This window comes from Mesorhizobium sp. WSM4311, from assembly GCF_002295115.1.
Classification (GTDB): domain Bacteria; phylum Pseudomonadota; class Alphaproteobacteria; order Rhizobiales; family Rhizobiaceae; genus Mesorhizobium.
Genome location: NZ_NSFV01000001.1, coordinates 68,831 through 91,678, shown reverse-complemented (window position 1 = coordinate 91,678; position 22,848 = coordinate 68,831). Strand labels below are relative to the sequence as shown.

Here is a 22,848-nt window from a genome sequence, read left to right as displayed (position 1 = left end):
TACGGACATTGGCGTCAGCTAGATCGCCAATGACGTGCCGAGCAAGGGGCTCGGGCCAGCCATCGTCGAGGCGTTGGTGAGACAGCTGGAAGCCCGGGCGGAACCATCAGCCACACCGACGGCACAAGCGTCTCGGTTACCCCGGCAAAATGCCCGCTCCGGGATACCGGGGCGGGCCTTGGAGGAGGATGAAGGGGTGGGGCCCTCTCCTCTTGTTTCCACGGGGGGTGTGGACCGAAATCACCATACGCCAGTCCCGCGTGACGGCGGTTCACAAGCCGGCTGGCTTGCATCACAATCCGGTGCGCCTCGGCCCCGACATGGTCACGGGATTGCGATCATCCCGGCGGCTTGCAGGCAGCTAGATGCGCCCTAGTACGACGAGGATGATGATGATCAGCAGCACAAGCCCGAGCCCGCCGCCGCCATAGTAGCCGGTTCCATAGAACGGCCCGCCGCCGAGCCCGCTAAAGCCGCCAAGCAGCGCGAGGACAAGAAGGATGATGAGTATTGTGCCTAAGGTCATGGTTCCCGCTCCCGTGGGCGCTGGTGCGCCGGTTTCGAACACCGTCATTTGCAGTGTTTCGAAAATGAGAACGTTCGAGCCGCCTTACCGTTCCGCCCCTAATGTTCGCCGGCGAAGGAAGGATCCGATATCCCGATAGATACAGGGTAGGAATTGACAGCGCCAGACACGCGGAAGCCTGCCCGAGAGACGGGCTTCCGAACGGCCGGAGGTCAGACCGTCAAAAAGGTTCACGCCGATTGCGCACGTCGATTCCTGGCGCCCCTGGCTTCAGCGGCGGGCGATCAACAGGCAGAGCTGACGCAGGTCGCGATCATAACTGCCCTCGCTGCTGAGCACGTCGACGCAGCGCTTCTTCATGCGCGCCACCTGGCTGTTGGACATCTGGGCTACGACACCCGGCAGGCTCGGATGATTGGGATTGCTCGCGTACGAGAGATTGCTCGGGCTGGACGGATTGCTTGGATTGGTTCCGCCACCAATGCCGACGCGCGGACCGGTATGGCGACCGACCGATCGCGGACCCCAGCCTCTTCAATCGACAATCCTGCCCTCAGAACAGGCGGTAGAACAGCCTGTAGCGCACACGTTCCATGTAAGCGCGATACTCCGGTTCGGCGGCCAAAAGGGCCTCCTCGCGCAGGATGCGATACAGCTGCATGTAGGTGATGACCGCATAGACAGCGAGGTTGTGGAAGGAAAAGGCCGACAGCAGATAGAGCACATGGCCGGCGAGGTAGCCGGCATAGATCGGGTGCCGCACAATCCGGTAGGCGCCGCCCGTCATCACACCGCGATTGCCAGGCAGGATGGCAAAGGAACGGCCAAGCGATATCTTGCCCCAGATGACGAACAACAGCGCAACAAACTGCAGCGGCGCGGCGAAATAGACCGGAACAAGCGCTATGCCAGGCTGGAGGCTGATCAACGCGACACCGAAACTGGCGGTCACGGAGACGACGACCGTAAGCGGATTCCAGTCACGCGTCACCGGACGCCGCGACAGAAGCAGCCAGGTGAAAGTGAGGATCTCGGAAATCGCCACCAGCGCGGCGTTGATCCGGGTCGGGTCCTCCACGAGCTGGGACATGCCGCGATAGACGAACAGCCCCGCGCAGGCCAGGGCACAGAGGCGAAAAAAGCCTTCGCGCAGATCGACCAGTATGTCACGCTTTCGCGCCGCGGAGAAAAATCCGCCCTCATTATTATGCGAAAACGCTTCACTTTTTGACGTGAGCAACGCAAACACCCCGATGATCCCCCGAAGCGACCATTGCACGCAACCATTGCCGGGGGGTTAACCGGGACGATCGGATCGGCATCAAACGGGACAACTCCTGCGAAAGCATGCGGGTGCGGGACGCCCCCCGCATGCGAACCTAACGGAACAGGCCGTCCGCTACCGGGTGATGCTTGTCCAGCCTCATCCCAAATTCAGATTTACGAAATACTTCGTGAAATCAGGGCGCTGCGTCAGGATCTTACCATCAGCGTCGCGCAAGATTCCCGCTTTGAAGAGATAGTCGCCTATGGCGTCCATCTTGGCCGGATCCATCGTGCCGATGGCGCCGTTCTCCGCGCGCAGATAATGCCCGTCGATCAGCGCCTTCAGCGACGCCTCGATCAACGCCGGATTGGTCAAGGCATCCTTGTTGGCGGCGATCAGCAGCGCTGCGGCTTCGGCTGGATGATCGACGGTGAACTGATAGCCGCGCCGCGTTGCCTGAATAAAAGCCGACGCCAGTGCCGGGTTTGCTTCGAGATAGGCTTCGCTCGAGGAGATCAGCGTCGTATGCTCGTCGGGCACGCCGTAGTCGGCATAGACGAAGCTGCGCTGCTTGATGCCTTTGAGTTCGGCCTCGACGCCCTCCCAGGTCGAGACCTCGAGCGTGAAGTCGACAGAGCCATTGGCCAGCGCTTCATAGGCGGAAGTGCCGAGCGTCACCGTTTCGAAATTGCCCTTGCCGCCGTCGTGGCGGATGATGGTCGAGATCAGTGCGTTTTCCCAGGCGCTGCCGAAACCGCCATAGGTCAGGCCGTCAAGGTCCTTCGGACTTTTGATCTCGCTGCGCGCCGCATTGAAGACCACGCGGCCGGTTTCCGACTGCACCACGGCGTAGACGGCCTTCAAGTCGGCCCCGGCGGTCTTCTGGGTGAACAGGCTGATGGTGCCGTTGATGCCGAAATCGGCAACGCGGTTGGCGACGAGCGTGCCGGCGCCGGTATTACTGTAGGGCAAAATGTCGACCTCGAGGCCGGCCTCGCGGTAAAATCCCTTGTCGCGGGCGACGAACAGCCCGATGTGGTTGGTGTTGACAGTCCAGTCCAGCGCGACGGTGATTTTTTGCGTCGCGGCGAAGACACGGCTCGCTCCGGCGATCAGCGGAAGACCGCTGGCAAGGGTGAGCAGCAAAGCCTGCCGGCGTGTCAGATCAGTCATGGTCATGTCCTTTGGATGGTTGGGGGTTGAGCAAGATGTCGAGGATCTCGGCCTCGAGTGCGCCGGCCTGTTGCGCGGTGGCGCCGGTCGGATCGCGCGGACGCGGCAAGGGCACCGTGATCTCGCGCAAAACACGGGCCGGGCGCGCCGACAGCACATAGATGCGGTCGGACAGGAACACCGCCTCGCGCACATCGTGGGTGATCAGCAGCGCCGTCCAGCGATGATGCCGCCACATCTGCTCGAGCCAGCGCTGCATGGCCGCGCGGGTCAGTGCGTCGAGCGCGCCAAACGGCTCGTCGAGCAAAAGCATGTCGCGCTCCTGCACCACGGTGCGCAAAAGCGCCGCGCGCTGGCGCATGCCGCCGGAAAGCTGTGCCGGAAAATGCCGCTCGAAGCCGGCGAGCCCGAACTCGGCAAGCAGCGGCGCGACCCGCGCCCGCGCCGCCTGGCGTCCGACGCCTTGCACTTCCAGCCCGAGTGTCGTGTTGTCGAGGATGCGCCGCCACGGCATCAGGGCGTCGCGCTGCGGCATGAATGCGAAATGCCGGCCATGGTCGTCGAGCGGCGTGTCGTCGAACAACATCTCGCCTTCGCCATGCTCGGCACCCGTCAGAAGCTGGAACAGCGTCGACTTGCCGGCACCCGAAGGCCCAAGGATCGAGACGAATTCGCCGGCACCGACGCTGAGCGAAATGTCGGCGAGCACGTCGAGCCCGCCAAACGCCTTGCGCACATGCCGCAATTCGAGCCGGCTCATCGCCCCGGCCCCTTACCTGCCGGCTGGCGGCCGATCCGTTCCCAGGGCATGGCGAGGCGCTGCAAGAGCACCGTCAGCCCAAACAGGATCAGCGTGAGCGCGGCACTGACGCCGACCGCGGCCAGCACCAGATCGGGGCGGAAATTGTTCTTGGCGTTGAGCATGTAGATGCCTAGTCCCTTGGCCGCACCGGCATATTCGGCGAAGATGGCGCCGACCACGGCATAGGTGATGGATATCCGCAGGCCGGCGAAGAAATACGGCAGTGCCGAAGGCAGCCGCGCCAGCACGAAGACACGCCAGCACCCTGCCCCCATGGCGCGCAGCATCTGACCGATCTCCACCTCGGTCGCCTCGTAGCCCTGCACCAGAGCCACCAGCATCGGGAAGAAGGTGACCAGCGCCACCAGCATGATCTTTGGCGTCAAACCGAAGCCGAACCACAGCACCACCAGCGGCGCGATGGCCACCAGCGGCAAGGTCTGGCTGACGATGAAGACAGGAAACAGCGCCCGCCGCAGCGGCTGGAAGAAGTCGACCAGCATAGACAGCGCGAAAGCGGCGCCGAGCGAGCAGGCAAAGCCCATCAGCGTGGCGCGGATGGTGGGAATGGCGTTGTCGATCAGCGCCTCGCGATTGAGCATTGCCTGTTCGAAGACGCGCGACGGCGCCGGCAGGATCGTCGGTTTGATGCCGGAATAATTTGCGTAGAGTTCCCAGGCCACGAGCAGCAACCCGACCGACATCACGGCCGGTGCTGCCTTGGCGAAGAGACCCGCGAGCTGCAGCGGGCGGCTTGACGACGATGAGACCACGAGAGGATAACCTTGACGGCCGCGCGACGAAGGCGCGTTCTGTTCAGACAGCGGTGGGGCTGTTGGCGGAAACCGTGACGTCAAGGGTTACGTGGCCGGCGCCCGGCCCGAAGCGGCAGAAGGCTTCATTCAGCGCCGAAAAGATCGCGCCGGTATCGCCGCGCAGTTTGGTGCAGAAGTTCTTGGAGCGATCGTAGACGCCGGACTGTTTCAGGAAATCGATGCAGCCATAGATCTCATCCATGTGGTCGCCGGTGCCCATCACATAGAGCGAGAATTGCGCCGCCGCCGGCTGGCCGGTGGCAGCAGCATTGCGCACGACGGTGATGGCGGCTTCCTTGCGCGGCCCGAGCGGCCCGACAGGCCCGCCGAACGCGTCGGAGCGGCAGATCGGATCGTCCGGCTCGCCGGGACAGCCGCGCGAAATGGCGGCCGACAGCACGCAATGCTTGCCGCTCCGCGCCGCCGCCACGAACAGGTCGCGCAGCGCCGGGAACAACACTTCGGGTGGCCCGACCAGCAAGGTCGAGATGTCGTCGGTCTCGATACGGAGCCTGTCCCGGTAGGGGTCGAGCGCGCCGAGCGCGCCCAAGATGACACCGACGAAATCGTCGGCCATGGGATAAAGGGAAATCTGTGCGCCTGAAAACATCGCCCGCCTCGCTCCGCTGGTATTACCCAGATCAGCTTCTAGGGTCTGTGGGCTTGCCGCCCCCGTCTCAGCCCCGACCGTACGGAGCACCCCTGTGGATGAGCGCGTTAAAGCACCATTCCAACGGAAGGGGAAGCCGTTTTTTCAGCGCACCGGGCCAAAAGCGTTGCACCAGCAACACCGCAAACGCCATGGATGGGTCCGGCGGCAGCGGCCGGTCAGTGACTGTAGACCCGAGCACGCCGGCTTCGCCCGATACGGTCGATCCGGCAATTACCAACAGCACGACCATCGCGCCGGGCGACATGAACTCCGATGCGGATCGCAATTGCCCGACCAATCCGCAAGGCGCGCAGTCCGATGCCAACGGCAACGCGACGGCCCCACCGTGAACGACAACAACTGCGGCAAGTAAGTGATTGCCCAAACTGAAAAAGCCGCCGGACATCCGGCGGCTTTTCGATATCATTCCCAACGATGCTTTTTGCCCAATCGTTAGGATGCGGCCTTCTCGCGAACCGGCAGCTTCCAGCCCGGCCTGACGAAGTGGCAGGTGTAGCCGTTTGGATATTTCTCCAGATAGTCCTGATGCTCGGGCTCGGCATCCCAGAAGGCACCGGCCGGCGCGACTTCCGTGACGACCTTGCCTGGCCACAGGCCGGAGGCATCGACATCGGCAATGGTATCTTCGGCGACGCGCTTCTGCTCGTCGCTCGTATAGTAGATCGCCGAACGGTAGCTCAACCCGACATCATTGCCCTGGCGGTTGCGCGTCGTCGGGTCGTGGATCTGGAAAAAGCGCTCCAGCAGCGTGCGATAGCTGATCACGGCCGGATCGAAATTGATCTCGATGGCTTCGGCATGGGTGCCGTGGTTGCGATAGGTGGCGTTGGGCACATCGCCGCCACTATAGCCGACGCGCGTGGAGATGACGCCGGGATAGCGCCGTATCAGATCCTGCATGCCCCAGAAACAGCCACCGGCAAGCACTGCGCGTTCGGTCGAAGTCGCCATGTCACGTCTCCTCAAAAAGCAATTCCAGCTCATGCGAGCGTTTCCCGCCCGGAATTGCGCAGACAAAATTGGATTTCCCAATAGATGGGCATTGTCGTCCGCTTCGTCCAGTCGCGTGGAAACAACGCGGCCATGAACGAACGATATCACGACGCGATCGGGGATCGAACCGTTTCAGTTGGGCAGATGCCGGGTCGGGCTGTCGACGGCAAGCTGCGGATAGAGCGTGCCCGGCGGAATGGCAGCAAAGCTGATTGCCAAAGGCGGCGCCGTGCGCGACCAATTGAAAAGAACGGTCTTGACCGGGAGGTTGCCCAGCCATGTCCGCAACTGCGGCGGCACGCCATGTCCTCGCCAAACCATCAGCATGCCGTGGTCGCGCAAGCGCTGCCTGGTGATCCAGGGCGCCAACCGGGTGTCAAGATCGGTGAAGATCGACGGCTTGTCATAGGCATTGAGGCCAGCCAGCAAGGCCACCTGGGTATCGCCGCCGACAATGTCGAGCCGGCCGGGCGCCGCCGCGTGCCAGACCGCCTCGGCCTCGTCCGCGATCGGCTCCGCCGGCCAGCAGACGGCATCCAAGCGCCCCCGCACATTGCAGCCCGTCCAGCGCAGCGCAGCATAGGCGCCCGACACGGTGACGATGCAGAGGAACGCGCAGATCGCCAGCCTTCGCATCTCGATGGCGCCGAGCCGGTGGCCGAGGAAGGCCAGCACCGTGACACCGACAAGATTGTACATCGGCGCGCCCCAGGACTCGCCGGTGCCAATGAACAACGAGGCCACCATGATCAGGGTCCCCGGGCCGAGCCCCATCCACACGAGATAGACCAGAATGCTGCGCTCGACGGGCACTTCGGGGGCGGGCGAGCGCCGCAGCAGGCCTGATATCGCCAGCACCAGAAGAAGGCCGGAGAGTCCGGCCATCTGGACACCTATGTAATAAAGGCGCGCCCGGTGTTCGGCCACCCATTGGTCGCGGGCGGCGAAATAGGTCAGCGGCAGGAAATCGATGCGGTAGAGCGCGATGGCCAGCGGTGTGGCAACGGCGAGAAAAACGGCAAGGCCGAGCCATGGCCAGGGCGTCGCCAGCCGGCTGCGCGCGCGTGCGTCGCGCAACAGCCAGAGCGCGCCGAAGGCAAGCAGCAGGCCGGTGGAGAACTTGGCATAGAGCCCGACGCCCGACACCAGTCCAAGCGCCAGCCACCAGCCCGGCCCGCCGCCACGGCCGGCGCGCCAGAGCAGCCAGCAGATGGCCGCCCAGAACGGCATCTGCGCGTAGTCATGATTGAATTGCGGGGTCGGCCAGCCGAAGAAATAGAGCGACGGCATCAAAAGCACGGCGGCCAGCGCACGGCTTTGCCCGAGCATGTCGCGGGCCAGCAGGTAGACCAGGACGAAGGTCGACGAGATCGTCAGCTGGGCAACCAGATATTGCGGCCAGCGGAACGATCCGGTCAGAAGATGGCTGGTTTCGAGCAGCCAGCCTGGAAGCTGTGGGTGCTTGTAGGTCAACAGCACCCATTCGCGGCCCCACATGAAACCTTCCACCACGTCGCCGGGCGGGGCGGGATCGATCAGTGCCGGCACCGCCGTCCAGCACAGGATCTGCACCAGGCACAAAAGCGCCAGCAAATACCAGGGATGGCGGAGCAGGCCGGGCCATACCGATGACGAGTCGAGGCCGGCGGAAGTCAGCCCCGCCGGCGCCCAACCATCCATGGAGTCGTTTATTCCCACCATGCGGCGCTTAAATCACATCGTCCGGTTTGCCGAACAGTCCCCATAATCAAAGCTTACGAAAAAGTATACTTGCAAGCCATTGCAAAACCAAGATTGGGCAGGAATTTCGGCGCTCCGCTGCCCTCCCCCGGCAGAACAGCCGCCCATTTGGTCCTGACTGAACATCCCGGATATCGATGCGTCACCAGCATGCCGTCATCCACCATCGCGCGCTCGACTTCTGGCTGGCACGTGCGGCTGTCCTCGTCATCATCTGTTTGCAGCTCCTGGTGATCAACGATCTTTCGTTCGGCCCGCGCTGGCTGGCGCCGGCGCTGGAGGCCGCCCTGCTCGTGCCTCTGTCCGTCGCCACCGCCTGGACACAGGTCGCTAGCCAGAAAGCGGGGAGGAGCACTGGTATCTGGTCGGCCGGTTTCGCGTCATCATCCGCAGGACGGCGCTGGTGATGACCGGCGTCGTCAGCGTCATGAATTGTGGTTCGCTGGTGTTCCTGGTGCGCGCCCTGCTGGCGGGCCATGCCGGCTCCAGCGGCCAGACGCTGCTGATCGACGCGCTCAACATCTGGGTCACCAACGTCATCGTCTTTGCCTTGTGGTTCTGGAGCACGGACCGCGGCGGGCCGCCGACATGCGGCCTCGTCAATCGCGCCCATTCCGACTTCCTGTTCCCGCAAATGACCTTGACGACCGCGAGATCCGCGACTGGCTGCCGGGCTTCGTCGATTATTTCTTCCTCGCCTTCACCAATGCGACGGCATTTTCGCCGACCGACACCTTGCCGCTGTCGCAGCGCGCCAAGCTTTTGATGATGGCCGAGTCGATGATATCGCTGCTGACGATCGCACTGGTCGCCGCCCGCGCAGTCAACATCCTCGCCTAGGCCCAGAAACGCGAAAATAGCCCGCCCGGCGAACCGGAGCGGGCTATCGGATGGTTTGCGCCCAAAGCTGGAGCGCGAGGTCGACGATCTCACCCTCAATCCGCGCCGAGATCGCGTTCGAAAACCACCTGGTCGCGCAGCGGAATGCCGTTCACAAGCAAGCCTTCGGGGTAACCGGTCGATGGCCCGAAGGCATCCTGCACGATGCGAGACATTCGAAAGCCCTGTCTTTGGTAAAATCGCAAATTGCCGATATCGGCCGCCGCGGTCGACACGATCAGGCGCCGGCCGTAACGCTCGCGGCAGCGGGTGACCGCCGCCGCGACAAGGGCACGCCCCAGCCCCTCGCTCTGTCTTGCCGGACGGACCGCCAGGCTCTTGAGCTCGAAGACACCGCCCTCGCCTGTCTCGATGAGCTGCACGTGGCCGATGATCCTGTTGCCCTCTCGCGCGACCAGCACCTCGCCCTCATCGATATAGCTGGAAACCTGCGTGGGGGAATCGTCGGCAAGGGCAAACAGCGGCAGCAATATTTCGCGGTCCCCATCATATCGTTCAATCTGCATCCGTAACCTCGGGCTGGATCAACGCCGCCGCGAGTTCGGCAACCTTTCATCGGGATATAGCAGTGGCCGGGCGGGCGCCACAAACGCAAAAAGCCCGCCTCGGCGCGGGCCGAGGCGGGCATTGGCTCGATCGAGCCGTCAGGCGCGAATTCTCGGACGCACGGCAAGCCTTCGTAGGCAGGAATGAACGTGAAGATACTGGCCGTCGATCGCGCCCCGCCGCGTGCAATCCGTCACCCAAACCAGCCAAACGTAAGGCTAACCACCAAGACCGCGATGAGGATTGAGAGCGGCACCGCCATGAACAGCCCAGCCTCTAATAATCGGGTTTCCTTGTCACTGAACATTAGGCCCTGCCTCAACAAGCTTCGCTCAGATAGAAGCTGCGAAGCCTGTTTCCGTTCCGAATACCGGCGACATGCGATCCACGAGCGATTTGGCTCAACATGGTTGCCTGGAGATCGAAATCAGTTCGGTTTCCTCAATGATGCCGGCCATGTATTTTGCAATGATACGGGAGGCCAGCGCATCATTCGATTGGTGCCCCATTCCGGCCCAACAAAGGCGGTTTCGGGAGCGATTTCAGCGGAGGCTAATTGAATCGCGGTTTTTCAAGGAGCGAGCAGCTGTCGAAAAACCCGCCGGCCGCAGCCAGCGCGCCTCGCCCTTCCTTCGTTCGCACGTTTCGCTGATATGAGCAGGGGTGCAAATATCTTCACCAGTCGGCGCTGCCATCTCAAGGCCCTGCCGGTCAGGCCCAGTGGCCTTCCGCTGCCAGTCCCCACTAGCAACCAAGCCGCTGGGCCGCAGGCATGATTTGCGCCACATATGCGGCATGAAGGCGCTGAACAGAAGGTGTTGCTCGATGCTCCGGACAGACAATGGCGCGGCACTGAGGCTTTCAGATTTCGCCGATCCCAACGATGCAGTAATTGCCGCAATCGAGCTCTATGGGCCGGAAGCGCAGACCGCAGCGGCCTACTGCGCCATGGAAGCACACTTCGCCGGGCGACTGGCCGATTTCCGCCTCTGGTGCGAGGTCTTTCGCGTCTTCAGAACCAGATTCCATTGAGAGGCACATATATCGGGCTGCGCAGCCATCAGCGCGTTCTCGCAGTGCAGCCTGCCGCACGAAGCAATCATCGGAAATGCGAAAGCCCGCTTCGGCGGCCTTTCAGTCTTCCGTCGCCGACTTGAACTTCTGCACGATCACCTCGAACAGAGATGGTTGATGGCGGCATCGAAATCCCTGGGCAGCACCGACAGCACGATCTTCAGATACTGGTCGGGCTTGCCGGCCCGCACCTCGGCGATGACGCCGGCGCCATGCGCGCGGAAATCGGCGCGCACGGCGGCGAGAAAATCGTCGCCCAGCGTCTTCTTCGTCCGCGTCGCGCGAGTCTTCGGCGCCAAGGCAGGCTTGGCGACGGGCTTGCGCCTTGCCGGCTTTGTCATGCGGCGCGCCGGCCCGGCGGCGGCTTCGTCAGCCATCGACTTGATCCATGGTGCTGGCTGCGTTTGCGGAAGCCGCCAAGCCGGTCTTCGGCACCGATCTGGCCGGCTTCCTCGCGCGGGATTTCCTTTTCGCCACCTTGGCCCTCTTCGCGCGCTTCGGCTTTGCGGTCGCGGCAGGTTTTGGCGCACTGGCGCGTTTTGCCACGCTGGCCCGCGCCCTGAGCCGCGCCAGGACGAGACCCATGGCGCGGCCGCCGATGCCGGCTTGGGGAAAACCAAAGCCACCACCCGCGTCCCGCACCATGCCGATCAGCACGCCCGATCCCACCGGCTCGATCCGGCCCAGCCGCGGGCGTGGCGGCGCGCCCTCGAACGCGCCGATGGCGCTGACGATTTCGCGGCCGTCATCGTCGGTGATGATCGTGGCGTAGCGTTGGGTCATTTGATTTCCCGCAAAGGTCGCGCCCTACGGCCCGCCACCATACGAAGTTGGCGGCCGGCGGCTGCCAAGGCGCCAGAAACACAAAACCCGCCTCGGCGGCGGGTCGTTGGCGCAAATCAGCACCATGGACAAATATGTAGCATGGCTGCCCTCACCCGGTCAAGGAAAAAATTCCTAGATCATGGAGCCTCTCAAGCCTCCTTCTCGATCAAGCTCTGTGCCGTCGCCGAAACCCGAACCGGATAGCCGGCTTTTCATCAGCCGGCAGCTGTGGGACCATCAGAAGAAGCTCATGGAATGATTCGCGTCGTACGGCCTTGCAGGAGAGGGCGATGGACAGACCAGCCATGGCATCCGTCTTCAGGATGCGGCATGCTCCAGCCACGGTTTCCGGTGTGCGCAGCACCGGTCAAGGCCAGGCTGATCCGATCATCCGCGTGAACTCGCTTGGCGACGCGATCCGCTTCGTCGCCAACGCCTACCCCAACTACGACATCAGCGCCGTCGCCATCACCTGCGGCGATCCGTCGATCCCGCGCCTCGGCAGCATGGAGGTCAAGGCGGTGTGGCGCGAATATGGCGAGCGCCTGACGCAGGAATAGGCCGGCAGCACGAGCCAGCGCCTGCCCGGCATCCCGGTTGAAATCGGCTCCGCGCCTGGCTTCGGATCGGAAACGCCGCTGGCGCGTTTCCCCTTTGGTCAATGGAGGGAACCCCATGAACGTCGCCAATCTGCAACTCGAAGGCCTGCTGATGGCCGTCGCGTCGATCAACCACGTCCTGGTTCGCAAGGGGGTGCTGACATCGGAGGAGATCGACATCGCGCTGCGCAAGGCCGAGGCCAGCGAAACCGGCGAGGAGCGATCCAACGGCATGTCGGCGTCGAGCCGCGACGCCGTCAATTTTCCGATTCGGCTGCTGGAACTCGCCAACCAGTGCCAGCCGGAGGCCGACATGCCGTCCTTCTCGAAACTGGCCCGCATGGTCGGCCAGATGAAGGAGCCCTACAACGATCAGCTGTGAGGCCCGGGCAGTTCACCGTTTCACGCAAACGGCGAACTCCTCCGATTTTGTAGCTCGTCTCAAGCCTTGCCCGGCCAGCCCAGGTTCAGCGCCAGCGTCCGTCCCGGCCCGTGGACGGCGGCGAAGAGCAGGCCGGCGGCGAACGGGAAATGCGACATGAAGGCGCCGAACTCGGCCTGGTTCGAGGCCCAGTGCGACGGGCCGTGGAAGGCAAAGCCGAGGAAGGTGACATAGACTGCCGCGACCAGCGCCGCCGGGGTCAGCAGGGCGCCGGTCAGGAAGGCTATCACCAGCAGCGTCTCTAGGATCGCGGCGCACCACGCCAGAAACAGCGGAAACGGGAAGCCGGCGGCGGCGATGTAGCCGGCGGTGGCGCCCATGTCCATGAACTTGAAGACCACCCCCATCAGGAACATGGCGGCGAAGACCAGGCGGGCGATGAGAAGGGCCGCGGTCTGCCACGGCGATTGAGTGATGTCCGGCATTTTGTCTCTCCAGGGTTGCAATGGATATCGACCCAAGGACGAGCGACGCCATGCAGTTCCGACACCGGCCTGAATTTTTGTCCGCAAGCGCGGCCGCAACGGACGCCGGCGCCGGTCCGGCGCTAACGGACGGGCGCAGTCGCCGGGCCTGAAACCTTGCCGCGACCTGCCCCGAAAGCTACCCTCGCAAAGGGGGCTCGATCAGTTTGTGAGGAGAGCCAGCAATGGCGACGGTCCGGTATCTCGTCAGCGATGTCGAGTTGGCGATAGAATTTTACACCAGCCATCTGGGGTTCGCGCTGCGGCAGCAGTTCGGCCCGGCGATGGCCATCCTGAAGCGCGACGACCTGACGTTCTGGCTCGCCGGCCCGATGGCGTCGGCGGCGAGACCGATGCCGGATGGCCGCACGCCGCAGCCCGGCGGCTGGAACCGCATCGTCATCGAGGTGCAGGACCTGCCGGCGCTCGCCGCCCGGATGCGCGATGCCGGCGTGCCGTTCCGCAACGAGATCGTCGATGGCCCCGGCGGTCGCCAGATCCTTTGCGAGGACCCGTCCGGCAACGTGGTCGAGCTTTTTGAACCAAGAGCATGATCCCTTCCGAAGCCCGTTCGGGATCATCATTGGTTTCTTCGTTGCCTCGCTTGGACCTCAGTTCGCCACCGGCGCCGGCGTGCCGAGTTCGAGGAACGGCACCGTCGAGCCGGGGATCATCGACTTCGGCAACTGCCCGTCCCATTTTTCGGCCTTGGTCAGTTCGACCAGCAGCGGATTGTTGGCGAGCGCTGCGGCGCGCGCCTTGATCGCTTCGGCCGTCGCCTCGCCTTCGATCTTGGTCTTGTAGGCGCTGGCTTCGGCTTCCGCCTTGACGCTGTCGGCACGGCCCTTGGCCTGGGTGACCGCGATGTCGGCCTTGATCTTTTCCTGCTGCAGGTTCTGTTCCTGCTTCTGCACTTCCACCTGCGCCGTCATCCGCGCCTCGACCGCCTGCTCATAGGCGTCGGAAAAGTCGATGTTCTCGACCTGGACGCTGTCGATCATCACTGGGCCGTCGGTCACCGACGAGATGGCGTCGGCGACATCCTTGTTGAACTTGGCGCGGTTCTGGATCACCGACACGGCGTCGTACTGGCCAAACACCGTCTTGATCTCCTGCGGCGCCTTGCGGGCGATGACCCGGTCGGCCAGCGCCTCGATCGACCCGTAATTGGTGTAGACGTTCGAGACCTCGGCCGCCGGCACGTGGAAATTGACGGTGACGCGCATGTCGGCCGGCTGCTGGTCACGCGAATAGGCCTGCATGGCCGGCAGATTGCCGCAATCGCTCTGGTTCTCGCAGCCCCATTTCAACACCTGCTGGCGCAGGCTGATCTTCTCGACCCTCTGCAACCACGGCAGTTTGAAATGCAGGCCCGGATCGACGACCGAACTCAACGCGCCATTGGTCAACAGCACGCCGCGGTCACCCTGGTCGATCGTGTACCAGGACCCCATGACGGCACCGATCAGCGCCAGCACGATGGCCAGCGCGACGATGCCGCTGCCGATCGAGCGCGAGCCCACGGCCCCGTGCTGGAGGGCACGGTTCGAATTGCCTTGCGTGTCAGTCATTGCCACCCCCCGTTGTCATTGCCCGATACCGCGATTGCGCGGAATCATGGAGGCAAGATTGCTCAGATGTGGAGTGCCTCGGCCGTCCGCGCCAGTGAAATCAGATTATTTCGGTTTGCCTGCTGATGGTATGGGGCCGCTGGATGCGATCGCGACCGGCCGCGTCGGCGCTCCTATTTATGGTGCTGCCAGGCGGTTGAACCCAGCCAACGCGTTTGGCACTTGGCGCCAGCTTTCACCAACAAATAGCGATCCCGAAACTTGTCCGTAACCCGCGACGTGATATTGTTAGCTTGGGCTAATGTACAGGCATGTCCGGTGCAACCATTTTGGGGGGTGAGTTTTGGGCGCGAGCGTCAGGTTCAGGACGAGGTCCTATCTGGTCCGGTCACCGGTCCTCGAGTGTAATGGCTGTGGCGGCACCGGGCAGGTTTTCCAATGCCCACGCTGGACAAGCTCCAACGGGCTTTGCTGTCCCGCCGGCACGCATCAGCGCGGCTGCCCCGGCGCCAGCGCTGCTTGCGCCGAATGCGGCGAGGCCGATCCCCATGCCGCGGGCCCCGCCCCTGCATCGGCCTGACAGCCTCGATCCGCGTCGGGCAGGCTTCTGTCCGCCATCTGCCTTGGAACCAGCAGCGCCGATCGCTGTTATGTCTGATCGCGGCATCCTATATACTGATGCCCCGCGACCGTGCGGCTGACAGAAAGCGAGGCACCGCCATGCCCGACGACAAAACGAAGATCAAGCAGGACCGCAAGCTGGTTTCGAGCGAGGAGACCTACGAGGTCGCCGCCTTCGCGCGCAAATACGGCATCCCGCAGAGCGAAGCCCAGACCATCATCAAGCGCTACGGCCCGTCGCGCAAGAAGCTCGACAACCACATGGCCGCGCGCGGATAGGCGGGGGCGGCCGCGAGCTGCAACCATTTCGCCGGCATTGCGTTGAAGGATGTTGCGGGCCGCAGCGGCCGGGTCGGGAGCACCAGCCCGGTCGGCGGTGCGAACGGGATTTTCCCGGTTTCTGGCCAACGAAATGGCCAGCATCTGTTCCGCCCGGCCCTTGGCGTGCCAGACTGACGAAAGCCAGACCGAGGGAGGGCCGCGATCATGTCCGACACCACACGCAGAACCGGCAGTTGCCTGTGCGGCGGCGTGCATTTCGTCATCATCGGCCAGCCGACACGCGTCGGCCTTTGCCACTGCAAGGACTGCCGCAAGGCCAGCGGCTCGGCCTATTCGGCCTTTGCGATATGGCCGCGCGACGCCTTCGAGACATCGGGCGAAGTCGCCTCCTACGGCACGCGCAGCTTCTGCCCGACCTGCGGCAGCCGCGTCGCCTGGGTCGGCGACGATGAAGTCGAGGTGATGCTCGGCAGCCTCGACGTCGCGCCGACCGACCTGGAGCCGCAATATGAATTGTGGATCAGCCGCCGCGAGACCTGGCTGCATGCCTTGCCCGGCACCGAACAATTCGAGCATGACCGGCCCTTTGACGGGCCGGCGCCCGAAGACGCCGCTCCGCCGCCACCGAGGCCTTTGTCCGACGCCGTCGCGCAGACTGAAAATTGATCTTCGGGCCTGGAACCCTCCCTTGTCGACGACGTTATCCGGCGCCCCTCACAAGTGCCGTTGTCCACAACCGCGGTCAGTGTCGGGCGACATGCCACGGAGACGTCAGTTGAACGACAAGATTTTTCCCCGACCGATCCGCCTGAAATTCGCCCCCGAGCGTGAACGCATCGTGCGTAGCGCCTGGGAGCGCCTGGAATGCCTGGGCGACTGGCCTGCCGGCCGAGGCCGGCGATATCTGGCGGCGCTGCGCTGCTGTCGCGATGCGCTGGACGGCTGGACACCGCCGGAAAAGGCGATGCGGGCGATGATCGACGCCGCGCGCGAAGCCCGCATCCTCCAATAGTGGAAAAACCAGAGGCGGGAAGAGCAATGGCCGATGTGATGCTGACGACACCGGTGCGGATCAAGCCGCATGGCTCGGACACAATCCGTGAGGTGGCGACCCTTCAGGACGCCAGTGAAGTCCTGATCGACTGGCCGCAAGCCAGCCGCGGTCCCTTCTACCAGGCCGCGCGCGCAAAGGTCGAAGCGGCGCTGGAAAACAAGGACGGCACGGCGCAGGCGCAGGAAGCCTTTACGGCGCTGTGCGATCATGCCGGCGTGCTGGTTCGCTAACCCAGAAATGCAGGCGGTGCCCCTCGCCTGCTTTTCTGTTTGCTGTCATCCCTATTTTTGCGCGGGTAGATCGCCATCCACGATCGGATGAGAGGTCTCGAACCCAAAATTCTTCGGCGCCTGGCTTTCTACTTGGCCTGCGGCTGAGCCGGCACCTGGCCCGGCTTGATCACCGGTGTCTTGCCCACGTCGGGCGCCGGTGTCGCCATGCCCTGGTCGCCGGTGGCCGGCGGCTTCAGCACCCCGCCGCAATCATTGAGCTTTTCGCTCAGATTGCCGCCACCTGGCTGCTGCTTGCCTTGATCTGGCTCGACCCGGCATTTGTCGGCCTGCGGAGTCGGGTTGTTGGTGCCCTGCTGCTGATCCGTCTGTGCCGCCGCCGGCACGGCCAGGGCCAGCAACAGCGACGCGATGGCCAGAGGTTTTTTCATCTGAGCCTCCTTTTGCTTTGACGGCCGCCCGCGGCGGCAGCCTGCCTCGCAGGGACAACGCCCAACCGCCCGAAAGGTTGGCGAACAAAGGTCGGTGCTCCGACGCGACCGCCCGCAACCAAATCCGGCCTCCGGCCGTTGCCGGAAAGGAGGCACCACCATGTTCGGTAATTTTCAGTCGATAGAAATCGATGCCGGCGATGCCGGCATATTTTTCCGCCGTGCGGGCAACGGTCCGGCGCCTGCTGCTCCTGCACGGTTTTCCGCAGACCCATCTGATGTGGCGCGACGTGGCACCGGCCTTGGCCGAGCGGTTTACCGTCATCTGCGCCGACCTGCGCGGCTATGGCGCCAGCGCGTGCCCGTCGTCCGACAGCGCTCACGCCCCTTATGCCAAACGGGCCATGGCCGCCGACATGGCGGCCCTGATGGCCAAACTCGGCTTCGGCAGCTTCATGGTCGCCGGCCATGATCGCGGTGGGCGGGTGGCGTACCGCATGGCGCTCGATCATCCCGGCCGCGTTGAAAAGCTTGCGGTTCTGGACATCGTCGCAACGGCCGACGCATGGGATCGGGCCGACGCCAGGCTGGCACAGGGCTATTGGCCCTGGTCACTGCTGGCGCAGCCCGAGCCCTTGCCGGAGTTGATGCTGCGGGGATCCGCCGAGGCGGTCGTCGACAACGCGCTCGGCGGCTGGGGGTCGTCGCCGTCAACGTTTCCGCCCGAGGTCCGCCAGGCTTACATCGATGCCTTGCGCGATCCCGCCCACATCCACGCCATCTGCGAGGAATACCGCGCGGCATCGACGCTTGACCGCGAGCATGACCATGCCGACAAGGCCGCCGGCCGGCGTATCCGCTGTCCGGTGCTGGCGCTGTGGAGCGGGCAAGGTGCGCTTGCCGACTGGTACGCGGGCGACGGCGGGCCGCTGGCTCTTTGGCGAGGCTGGGCCGATGACGTCCGCGGACGGGCCATGCCCGGCGGTCATTTCTTCCCCGAGGAGGCGCCGCAACAGACCGCTCGGGCATTGGCGGACTTCTTCGGCGAACCGGGTGGGGCCTAGGGGTCAACCTTGCCGGAGGCGCCAGCACGGTTCTCCGCATCGTGCGATGGGGCAGCAGGCGGATCGGTCCTTTGCGGGCACGCCTCAAAGCAGTGGTCGCGTCCGCCACGGAAGGAACAGCATGGCTTCGGGACCCTCGTTTCCGGGCCACCATTGCGGCGTTTCGTAGGGCTTCCTGCCATCCATGACCAGCAATGCGCGATGCCTGATTTGCGCGGGTGGCCTCGCGCCGCCTCTTGCCCCGCGCAATACGCGGCCCGTCGCGGAACGGGCGGACACATGATGGGTTTTATGGGACAATGCAGCACCCGAACAAAAGAGAAGCCGCCATGCCCGCTCGCCTGCCTGTCCTGTTGATCACCTTGGGCTCCGTGCTCGCCGCGACCAGCCTGGCCGAGGCCCGCCCCGACAGCCGCGGCATGAGCTGCGCCGAGATCCGGGCGATGATCCAGAGCCGTCGCGCCGTGGTGTTGACCACGGGACCGGATACCTATGACCGCTATGTCAGGCAGTTCGGCAATGAATGCGACTGGCCGGAAGTGCCGATGTCGGCCTATATCCCGGCGCGCGACGGGCACTGCCCGGTCTATCGCTGCGAAGAGCCGGTCGACAACTTCCCGAATTGACGCCTCGCCGTCCTGACGGCATAAGCATCGGAGCTTCTCCCGCTTCGTCTAATGGTAGGACAGCGCCCTTTGAAGGCGTGAATCGTGGTTCGAGCCCATGAGCGGGAACCAATCTTGTCAATGGTTTGGTGCGGTCTCGACCGAAATCGCCTGATATCCAGCGATAAACGTGTCTGTATCAGGCGAACGCTGGCCTGCAGGGCGCGAGCATTTGGACACGACCAACTCAAACCTGTTCCGTCATCTTCGGAAACTTGATGTCCTGGATCATGAAGCCGCGGCGCGAGATCGATACGCCTGCAGTTTGTTGACGCTACGGGATTTGCGACACCACCCTAGACCGGTGGCTCGACAACCGCGCAAACGGCTTCCCCAGCCGCATTGGCGCGGCCGGCGCCGGTTCTGGCTGAGTTCGACGCCTATGATGCGTCGATCTAAGGCAACGGTTTGAAAGGCTGACTTTCTTTTTTGTTGCATCTTTCGCAGCCAGTGTGTATTTATACACATGAAAAGTGCGGACGTTATCAAGGCCCTGGAGGCCGACGGTTGGTACGAAGTCGCTCGAAAGGGCAGTCATGCACAATTCAAACACAAGAAGAAAGCCGGCAGGGTCACGGTCCCGCATCCCAAAAGGGATATCCCTTTGGGAACTTTGCGGAGCATTGAACGTCAGTCCGGTCTGAAACTGAGGTAGAGAGACATGAAGCAGTATATCGGACTGATCCATAAGGACGCCGACAGCGACTTCGGCGTGTCCTTTCCCGATTTTCCCGGCGTTGTCACCGCCGGCGCCGATCTAGATGACGCTCGCGCTATGGCGGAGGAAGCGCTTGCCTTCCACATCGAAGGGCTTGTGGAAGATGGCGAGGCGATTCCAGAACCTTCCAGCCTGGAAGATGTCATGGCCGACGCCACCAATCGAGACGGCGTTGCAATCTTGGTAGCGGTGAAGACCGAGGCCAAAAAAGCTATCCGGGTGAACGTCACGCTCCCTGAAGATGTTCTGCGCCGGATTGATGCCTTTGCTGAGGCGCACGGGTATACCCGATCCGGCTTTATCGCGAAGGCAGCTCAAAGGGCCATGGAGCTTGAGGCGGCCTAAAGGATCGCGAGACGCTTTCCCGCAGCGACGCCTCCAGCGCTTCGGCACGATCTCCGGCGGCGGCGGCAACGCAAGGTGCAGCCGCACCTTGCGGTCCCCTGATCGGGGAGCGCAAAATCCGTGTTTGTGGGCGAGCCCCAAGCTGCCTTCCGCGATCACACCATAGGCCAACGCGGCCATGTGGGTCACAGTGCAATCACAAGCGGTCGTTTCCTTGGCGGGCTTTGCCATGGGGACCAAGGTCCCATGGCCCTCGCGCAAAGGTCTGATGTAACCGCTTTGGTTCCGGTATCGTCCATTGGACGTTCCGTTAATTTATCCAATCGCGATATACATTCCTTCATTTGAATGCTTCAGTTGGATTGGTCGTGCCGCATACATAGCCAGCCGGCAGCCGCCCCAGGCCGGTTAGGCCCGGTGCGCTGCTTACCCCAACCAGAGGTGTACCGGGCCGCCTGAGGGATAAAAGCCCGCGCTCTCGGCCAGAGGCGCGCGGGCCGATCGGAAACCCGATCTTCGGCAGGGAATGCCCCCGCCCTGCCGACAAACACAAACAATTAGAAACGACTAATGTTCCATCAGCCCGTCGAATGCCGGTTTCCCGTCGCGCTAAAATCGCCATTCAATTAGCGCAAACTTAATTAGACATTTTGGATTTTAACGAATCGTTGACCGCGCTGTCCTATTTTGGAACAGCGCGGTCAAACCCCAACCGGACCGCGTAGGCGGCTCCGGCAACCCGGCCCCTGTTGCACTGCCGGAGCCGCTACCACACCGTACAAAATACCAGCAATGGTTGAATCAACAGTTACCAGGCGTGCTTTACGGTGCGCTACCGACGCTATTTTCCAGCCAGTGCCGCGGATCGGGGAACGCGTTCCGCTTTCGATCTAGGGAGCCCGCGGATCGTGCACCCGAGCGAACATTCGAAGGTGCCGCCACAGCCCAGCCTCACGCGCCAGTGATTGGAACCAGTGAAACTTTGGGCCGACACGCGCGTTTTGCATCAGCAACCTTGTTGAGGTTCCAATGCAACCTGCGTGGTTCTCCAAGCCCGTGGTGGTTTCGGTCGGTGTGGCCGGCGCCACCCGCCACTTGTCCAATACACAGCAGGCCATCGAATTGTTGACGACACATTGGCGCGACGCCGGCAGCCTGAAACATCAGTCCGCGCTGCGCGCCTGCCGCCGGGCGACAAGCGGCGACGTGCCTCCCGATGTCGCCAGGGAGGCTTTGGTCGAGGCCGCGCGCGAGGCGCATATACTGGTCGAGTAGGCCGCGCCGTATTCACGGATCGCAACCCTTATTCACAATTTCGTGATCGACGGAACCGTCTGAAACCGCAGGCGTTTTTTTACGGACGTCTTTTTGTCAGGCAACATCAGGAGGCGTTTATGCGCATCATGAACCTCGTCACTCTCGCCCTCATCATCCTTGGCGGCCTCAACTGGCTGTCCATGGGTGTGACCGGCTATGACGTAATCGGCACGGTCTTTGGTGGCGCCATGCTGGCCCGCCTGGCCTATGTGATCATAGGCCTTGCAGCCATATGGCAGCTCATGCCGGGCTTCCAGAGCTTCACCCTTGGGGAAGTCGATGCCGAAAGGCATCTCCCGCATCACCGGTGACCGGCAAGCCGGGGCGGCGGAAAACCTGCCGTCCCGGCTGTGCACGATGCCCTTTGGCGGGCGGTGTCCAGGCGCATCGCCTGATTATCGCTGATCTTGAACAGTGCCGCGATTGCAGTGGCGGTCAAAATCCTGCCGTTGCCTGACCGAGAGACGACGCCAATCTCCTTTACGGGGCATACCGGACGTTCAGATGCCGAATCCCAGCGCTGCGCCGCCGTCGGCTTCGACACCGGCTTGCGGCACGATGATCGATGCCAGCGGTGCACTGAGCCGCCAGCTGAGACGGCCGGGCGAGCGCTCCAGTTGAGCCGAACCGCCCAGCGACTGCGGCGCCACCCGCTGCAGGACAACGGTGCCGAACCCCTTGCGGGCGCTCTCCTCGCGCTCCGGACGAGGCGTGGACGTCTCGGTCCAGAGCAGCTGGAAGTCGCGTCCGCCCGATGCACCGACACTCTTGGTGACCAAGTCATTGGCACCCAAGTCCTGGGAGCCGGGGCCTTGGTCGCTTGAGCCGATTGTCCAGGTGATCTCGACCTTGCCGTCTTCGCTGCCCAGCGCGCCATATTTGGAGGAATTCGTGCCGAGCTCGTGGAAAGCCATGCCGAGATTCTGCACCGCATTCGACTGCAGCGTCAGGACCGGGCCGGAGAGCAGGATCTGCTCCTCGCGGCCGAAAGGTTTCAGATGTTCCTGGATCAGGTCGAACAGGCTGGCGCCGGCCCACTCCGAGGTGACGAGCAGATCATGCGAACGCGAAAGCGCCATGATGCGGGCGCGGATCAGTTCCTCGAACTCCTGCGGGTCGCTCGAGCGCCTGCTCGTCTCCCTGACCATCGACAGGATGACCGCGAACTGGTTCTTGACGCGATGGTTGACCTCCCGCATCAGCAGCCTGATCCGGCGCTCACTCTCCTTTGCGGAGGAAATGTCGCGGGCGATCTTGGAGGCGCCGACGATCTCGCCATTGGCGTTCCTGATCGGCGAAACCGTCAGCGAGACGGAGATAAGCGCGCCGTCCTTGCGCCTCCGCGTCGTCTCATAACTCGCCACGCGTTGGCCACTGCGAACCCTGCTGATGATCTCGGTCTCCTCGCTCTTGAGGTGATCGGGGATGAGCATGAGGATCGACTGGCCGATGGCTTCCTCTGCGGTGTAGCCGAACATGCGTTCGGCCGCCAGGTTCCAGCTCGTGATGATGCTGGTCAAATCCTTGCTGATGATGGCATCGAAAGAGGAATCGACGATGGCCGCGAGGCGTGCGTCGGCAGTCGCGTCCTGTTTCTGGTTGTTTGTTGCGATGTCCGCCGTCGCCGCCACGATTTCGCTCATCGGCATGAGGTAGTGCGCGAGCGGATCAAGACAATCTCCCCGGCCGCAATTCGCATGCGGCGCGCCAC

At 63.3% G+C, this 22,848-nt stretch carries 31 protein-coding genes, 1 tRNA gene, 1 pseudogene and 1 riboswitch; of the genes and pseudogenes, 18 read left to right on the top strand and 15 right to left on the bottom strand.

Annotation, left to right across the window (positions count from 1 at the left end):
• Positions 1 to 361: 361 nt before the first annotated feature.
• From CK226_RS00540 to CK226_RS00510, 6 genes are all read right to left on the bottom strand, one after another.
• A complete protein-coding gene (locus tag CK226_RS00540) occupies positions 362 to 526 on the bottom strand; it encodes a DUF3309 family protein (protein ID WP_095774020.1) in 165 nt (54 codons plus the stop codon).
• 553 nt (positions 527 to 1,079) lie between these two features.
• Complete coding sequence (locus CK226_RS00530; protein ID WP_245437620.1) at positions 1,080 to 1,616, bottom strand: isoprenylcysteine carboxylmethyltransferase family protein; 537 nt, start codon at positions 1,614 to 1,616, stop codon at positions 1,080 to 1,082.
• A 333-nt stretch (positions 1,617 to 1,949) separates the two neighbouring features.
• Positions 1,950 to 2,966, bottom strand: a complete 1,017-nt coding sequence (locus CK226_RS00525) for an ABC transporter substrate-binding protein (protein WP_095791047.1) — start codon at positions 2,964 to 2,966, stop codon at positions 1,950 to 1,952.
• Positions 2,959 to 3,726: an ABC transporter ATP-binding protein gene (locus CK226_RS00520; RefSeq protein WP_095787648.1), complete on the bottom strand. Its 768-nt coding sequence runs from the start codon at positions 3,724 to 3,726 to the stop codon at positions 2,959 to 2,961. The genes CK226_RS00525 and CK226_RS00520 overlap by 8 nt, the downstream gene beginning before the upstream one ends.
• Positions 3,723 to 4,541: an ABC transporter permease gene (locus CK226_RS00515; protein WP_179300941.1), complete on the bottom strand. Its 819-nt coding sequence runs from the start codon at positions 4,539 to 4,541 to the stop codon at positions 3,723 to 3,725. Before CK226_RS00515 ends, CK226_RS00520 begins: the two co-directional genes overlap by 4 nt.
• A 43-nt stretch (positions 4,542 to 4,584) precedes the next feature.
• Positions 4,585 to 5,193: a YkoF family thiamine/hydroxymethylpyrimidine-binding protein gene (locus tag CK226_RS00510; RefSeq protein WP_095790729.1), complete on the bottom strand. Its 609-nt coding sequence runs from the start codon at positions 5,191 to 5,193 to the stop codon at positions 4,585 to 4,587.
• A riboswitch (TPP riboswitch) is annotated at positions 5,184 to 5,297 on the bottom strand. Its footprint overlaps the gene before it by 10 nt.
• Here CK226_RS00510 and CK226_RS35320 point away from each other — a divergent pair.
• Positions 5,292 to 5,585 carry a hypothetical protein gene (locus tag CK226_RS35320; RefSeq protein ID WP_245318171.1) on the top strand — a complete coding sequence of 98 codons (294 nt, stop codon included), beginning with the start codon at positions 5,292 to 5,294 and terminating at the stop codon, positions 5,583 to 5,585. It overlaps the preceding riboswitch by 6 nt.
• 103 nt (positions 5,586 to 5,688) lie before the next feature.
• Here CK226_RS35320 and msrA read toward each other — a convergent pair whose 3' ends face one another.
• Positions 5,689 to 6,207: a peptide-methionine (S)-S-oxide reductase MsrA gene (gene msrA / locus CK226_RS00500; protein ID WP_095790728.1), complete on the bottom strand. Its 519-nt coding sequence runs from the start codon at positions 6,205 to 6,207 to the stop codon at positions 5,689 to 5,691.
• A gap of 174 nt (positions 6,208 to 6,381) precedes the next feature.
• Positions 6,382 to 7,929 carry a glycosyltransferase family 39 protein gene (locus tag CK226_RS00495; protein ID WP_095790727.1) on the bottom strand — a complete coding sequence of 516 codons (1,548 nt, stop codon included), beginning with the start codon at positions 7,927 to 7,929 and terminating at the stop codon, positions 6,382 to 6,384.
• Positions 7,930 to 8,126: 197 nt separating this feature from the next.
• Here CK226_RS00495 and CK226_RS35420 point away from each other — a divergent pair, with 197 nt between their 5' ends.
• Positions 8,127 to 8,396: a hypothetical protein gene (locus CK226_RS35420; RefSeq protein WP_245437618.1), complete on the top strand. Its 270-nt coding sequence runs from the start codon at positions 8,127 to 8,129 to the stop codon at positions 8,394 to 8,396.
• A 181-nt stretch (positions 8,397 to 8,577) separates the two neighbouring features.
• Positions 8,578 to 8,829, top strand: a complete 252-nt coding sequence (locus CK226_RS35415) for a hypothetical protein (RefSeq protein ID WP_245437616.1) — start codon at positions 8,578 to 8,580, stop codon at positions 8,827 to 8,829.
• A gap of 95 nt (positions 8,830 to 8,924) precedes the next feature.
• Here CK226_RS35415 and CK226_RS00485 read toward each other — a convergent pair whose 3' ends face one another.
• Positions 8,925 to 9,395, bottom strand: a complete 471-nt coding sequence (locus CK226_RS00485) for a GNAT family N-acetyltransferase (protein WP_095773804.1) — start codon at positions 9,393 to 9,395, stop codon at positions 8,925 to 8,927.
• An 835-nt stretch (positions 9,396 to 10,230) separates the two neighbouring features.
• On the opposite strand from CK226_RS00485, the gene CK226_RS00480 reads away from it, so the two are divergent.
• The gene (locus CK226_RS00480; RefSeq protein WP_095790726.1) at positions 10,231 to 10,467 is read left to right on the top strand and encodes a hypothetical protein; all 237 of its coding nucleotides are present in this window, start codon (positions 10,231 to 10,233) and stop codon (positions 10,465 to 10,467) included.
• 137 nt (positions 10,468 to 10,604) lie between these two features.
• Here the strand turns inward: CK226_RS00480 and CK226_RS00475 are convergent, their stop codons facing one another.
• Together CK226_RS00475 and CK226_RS00470 are read right to left on the bottom strand one after the other, a co-directional pair.
• A complete protein-coding gene (locus CK226_RS00475) occupies positions 10,605 to 10,886 on the bottom strand; it encodes a hypothetical protein (RefSeq protein ID WP_245437614.1) in 282 nt (93 codons plus the stop codon).
• Positions 10,879 to 11,292: a hypothetical protein gene (locus tag CK226_RS00470; RefSeq protein WP_095790725.1), complete on the bottom strand. Its 414-nt coding sequence runs from the start codon at positions 11,290 to 11,292 to the stop codon at positions 10,879 to 10,881. The genes CK226_RS00475 and CK226_RS00470 overlap by 8 nt, the downstream gene beginning before the upstream one ends.
• A 332-nt stretch (positions 11,293 to 11,624) precedes the next feature.
• Here CK226_RS00470 and CK226_RS00465 point away from each other — a divergent pair, with 332 nt between their 5' ends.
• Positions 11,625 to 11,894, top strand: a complete 270-nt coding sequence (locus CK226_RS00465) for a hypothetical protein (protein WP_095790724.1) — start codon at positions 11,625 to 11,627, stop codon at positions 11,892 to 11,894.
• 115 nt (positions 11,895 to 12,009) lie between these two features.
• Positions 12,010 to 12,315 (top strand): hypothetical protein, encoded by a 306-nt coding sequence (locus CK226_RS00460; RefSeq protein WP_010910423.1) that lies wholly within the window; start codon positions 12,010 to 12,012, stop codon positions 12,313 to 12,315.
• 59 nt (positions 12,316 to 12,374) lie between these two features.
• Here the strand turns inward: CK226_RS00460 and CK226_RS00455 are convergent, their stop codons facing one another.
• On the bottom strand, positions 12,375 to 12,800 hold the full coding sequence (locus CK226_RS00455) for a DoxX family protein (protein WP_095773797.1): 426 nt from the start codon (positions 12,798 to 12,800) through the stop codon (positions 12,375 to 12,377).
• 224 nt (positions 12,801 to 13,024) lie between these two features.
• Here CK226_RS00455 and CK226_RS00450 point away from each other — a divergent pair, with 224 nt between their 5' ends.
• Positions 13,025 to 13,393 carry a VOC family protein gene (locus tag CK226_RS00450; protein ID WP_027047052.1) on the top strand — a complete coding sequence of 123 codons (369 nt, stop codon included), beginning with the start codon at positions 13,025 to 13,027 and terminating at the stop codon, positions 13,391 to 13,393.
• A gap of 57 nt (positions 13,394 to 13,450) precedes the next feature.
• On the opposite strand, the gene CK226_RS00445 is transcribed toward CK226_RS00450, so the two are convergent.
• Positions 13,451 to 14,410, bottom strand: a complete 960-nt coding sequence (locus CK226_RS00445; protein ID WP_095790723.1) for a prohibitin family protein — start codon at positions 14,408 to 14,410, stop codon at positions 13,451 to 13,453.
• A 720-nt stretch (positions 14,411 to 15,130) separates the two neighbouring features.
• Here CK226_RS00445 and CK226_RS00440 point away from each other — a divergent pair.
• From CK226_RS00440 to CK226_RS00425, 4 genes are all read left to right on the top strand, one after another.
• Complete coding sequence (locus CK226_RS00440; RefSeq protein WP_010910426.1) at positions 15,131 to 15,310, top strand: DUF3606 domain-containing protein; 180 nt, start codon at positions 15,131 to 15,133, stop codon at positions 15,308 to 15,310.
• Positions 15,311 to 15,517: 207 nt separating this feature from the next.
• Positions 15,518 to 15,979, top strand: coding sequence for a GFA family protein (locus tag CK226_RS00435; protein WP_095790722.1), 462 nt, complete (start codon positions 15,518 to 15,520; stop codon positions 15,977 to 15,979).
• A gap of 109 nt (positions 15,980 to 16,088) precedes the next feature.
• Complete coding sequence (locus CK226_RS00430) at positions 16,089 to 16,325, top strand: DUF982 domain-containing protein (RefSeq protein WP_095790721.1); 237 nt, start codon at positions 16,089 to 16,091, stop codon at positions 16,323 to 16,325.
• A 26-nt stretch (positions 16,326 to 16,351) separates the two neighbouring features.
• Positions 16,352 to 16,597: a DUF982 domain-containing protein gene (locus tag CK226_RS00425; protein ID WP_095773793.1), complete on the top strand. Its 246-nt coding sequence runs from the start codon at positions 16,352 to 16,354 to the stop codon at positions 16,595 to 16,597.
• Positions 16,598 to 16,725: 128 nt separating this feature from the next.
• Here the strand turns inward: CK226_RS00425 and CK226_RS00420 are convergent, their stop codons facing one another.
• Positions 16,726 to 17,028 carry a hypothetical protein gene (locus CK226_RS00420; protein ID WP_095773792.1) on the bottom strand — a complete coding sequence of 101 codons (303 nt, stop codon included), beginning with the start codon at positions 17,026 to 17,028 and terminating at the stop codon, positions 16,726 to 16,728.
• A 160-nt stretch (positions 17,029 to 17,188) separates the two neighbouring features.
• On the opposite strand from CK226_RS00420, the pseudogene CK226_RS00415 reads away from it, so the two are divergent.
• The 7 genes and pseudogenes from CK226_RS00415 to CK226_RS00385 all read left to right on the top strand — a co-directional run bounded on the left by CK226_RS00415 (position 17,189) and on the right by CK226_RS00385 (position 21,448).
• A pseudogene (locus CK226_RS00415) lies at positions 17,189 to 18,092 on the top strand (alpha/beta hydrolase).
• 329 nt (positions 18,093 to 18,421) lie between these two features.
• Positions 18,422 to 18,718: a hypothetical protein gene (locus tag CK226_RS00410; protein ID WP_095773790.1), complete on the top strand. Its 297-nt coding sequence runs from the start codon at positions 18,422 to 18,424 to the stop codon at positions 18,716 to 18,718.
• A gap of 37 nt (positions 18,719 to 18,755) precedes the next feature.
• Positions 18,756 to 18,829, top strand: a tRNA-Gln gene (locus CK226_RS00405).
• Between the two features lie 394 nt (positions 18,830 to 19,223).
• A complete protein-coding gene (locus tag CK226_RS00400) occupies positions 19,224 to 19,412 on the top strand; it encodes a type II toxin-antitoxin system HicA family toxin (RefSeq protein ID WP_095773789.1) in 189 nt (62 codons plus the stop codon).
• Between the two features lie 6 nt (positions 19,413 to 19,418).
• Complete coding sequence (locus tag CK226_RS00395; protein WP_095790720.1) at positions 19,419 to 19,820, top strand: type II toxin-antitoxin system HicB family antitoxin; 402 nt, start codon at positions 19,419 to 19,421, stop codon at positions 19,818 to 19,820.
• Between the two features lie 1,029 nt (positions 19,821 to 20,849).
• Positions 20,850 to 21,095: a DUF982 domain-containing protein gene (locus tag CK226_RS00390; protein WP_095790719.1), complete on the top strand. Its 246-nt coding sequence runs from the start codon at positions 20,850 to 20,852 to the stop codon at positions 21,093 to 21,095.
• 119 nt (positions 21,096 to 21,214) lie between these two features.
• The gene (locus CK226_RS00385) at positions 21,215 to 21,448 is read left to right on the top strand and encodes a DUF378 domain-containing protein (RefSeq protein ID WP_095790718.1); all 234 of its coding nucleotides are present in this window, start codon (positions 21,215 to 21,217) and stop codon (positions 21,446 to 21,448) included.
• 189 nt (positions 21,449 to 21,637) lie between these two features.
• On the opposite strand, the gene CK226_RS00380 is transcribed toward CK226_RS00385, so the two are convergent.
• Positions 21,638 to 22,786, bottom strand: a complete 1,149-nt coding sequence (locus CK226_RS00380; RefSeq protein WP_095790717.1) for a PAS domain S-box protein — start codon at positions 22,784 to 22,786, stop codon at positions 21,638 to 21,640.
• Between the last annotated feature and the right edge of the window lie 62 nt (positions 22,787 to 22,848).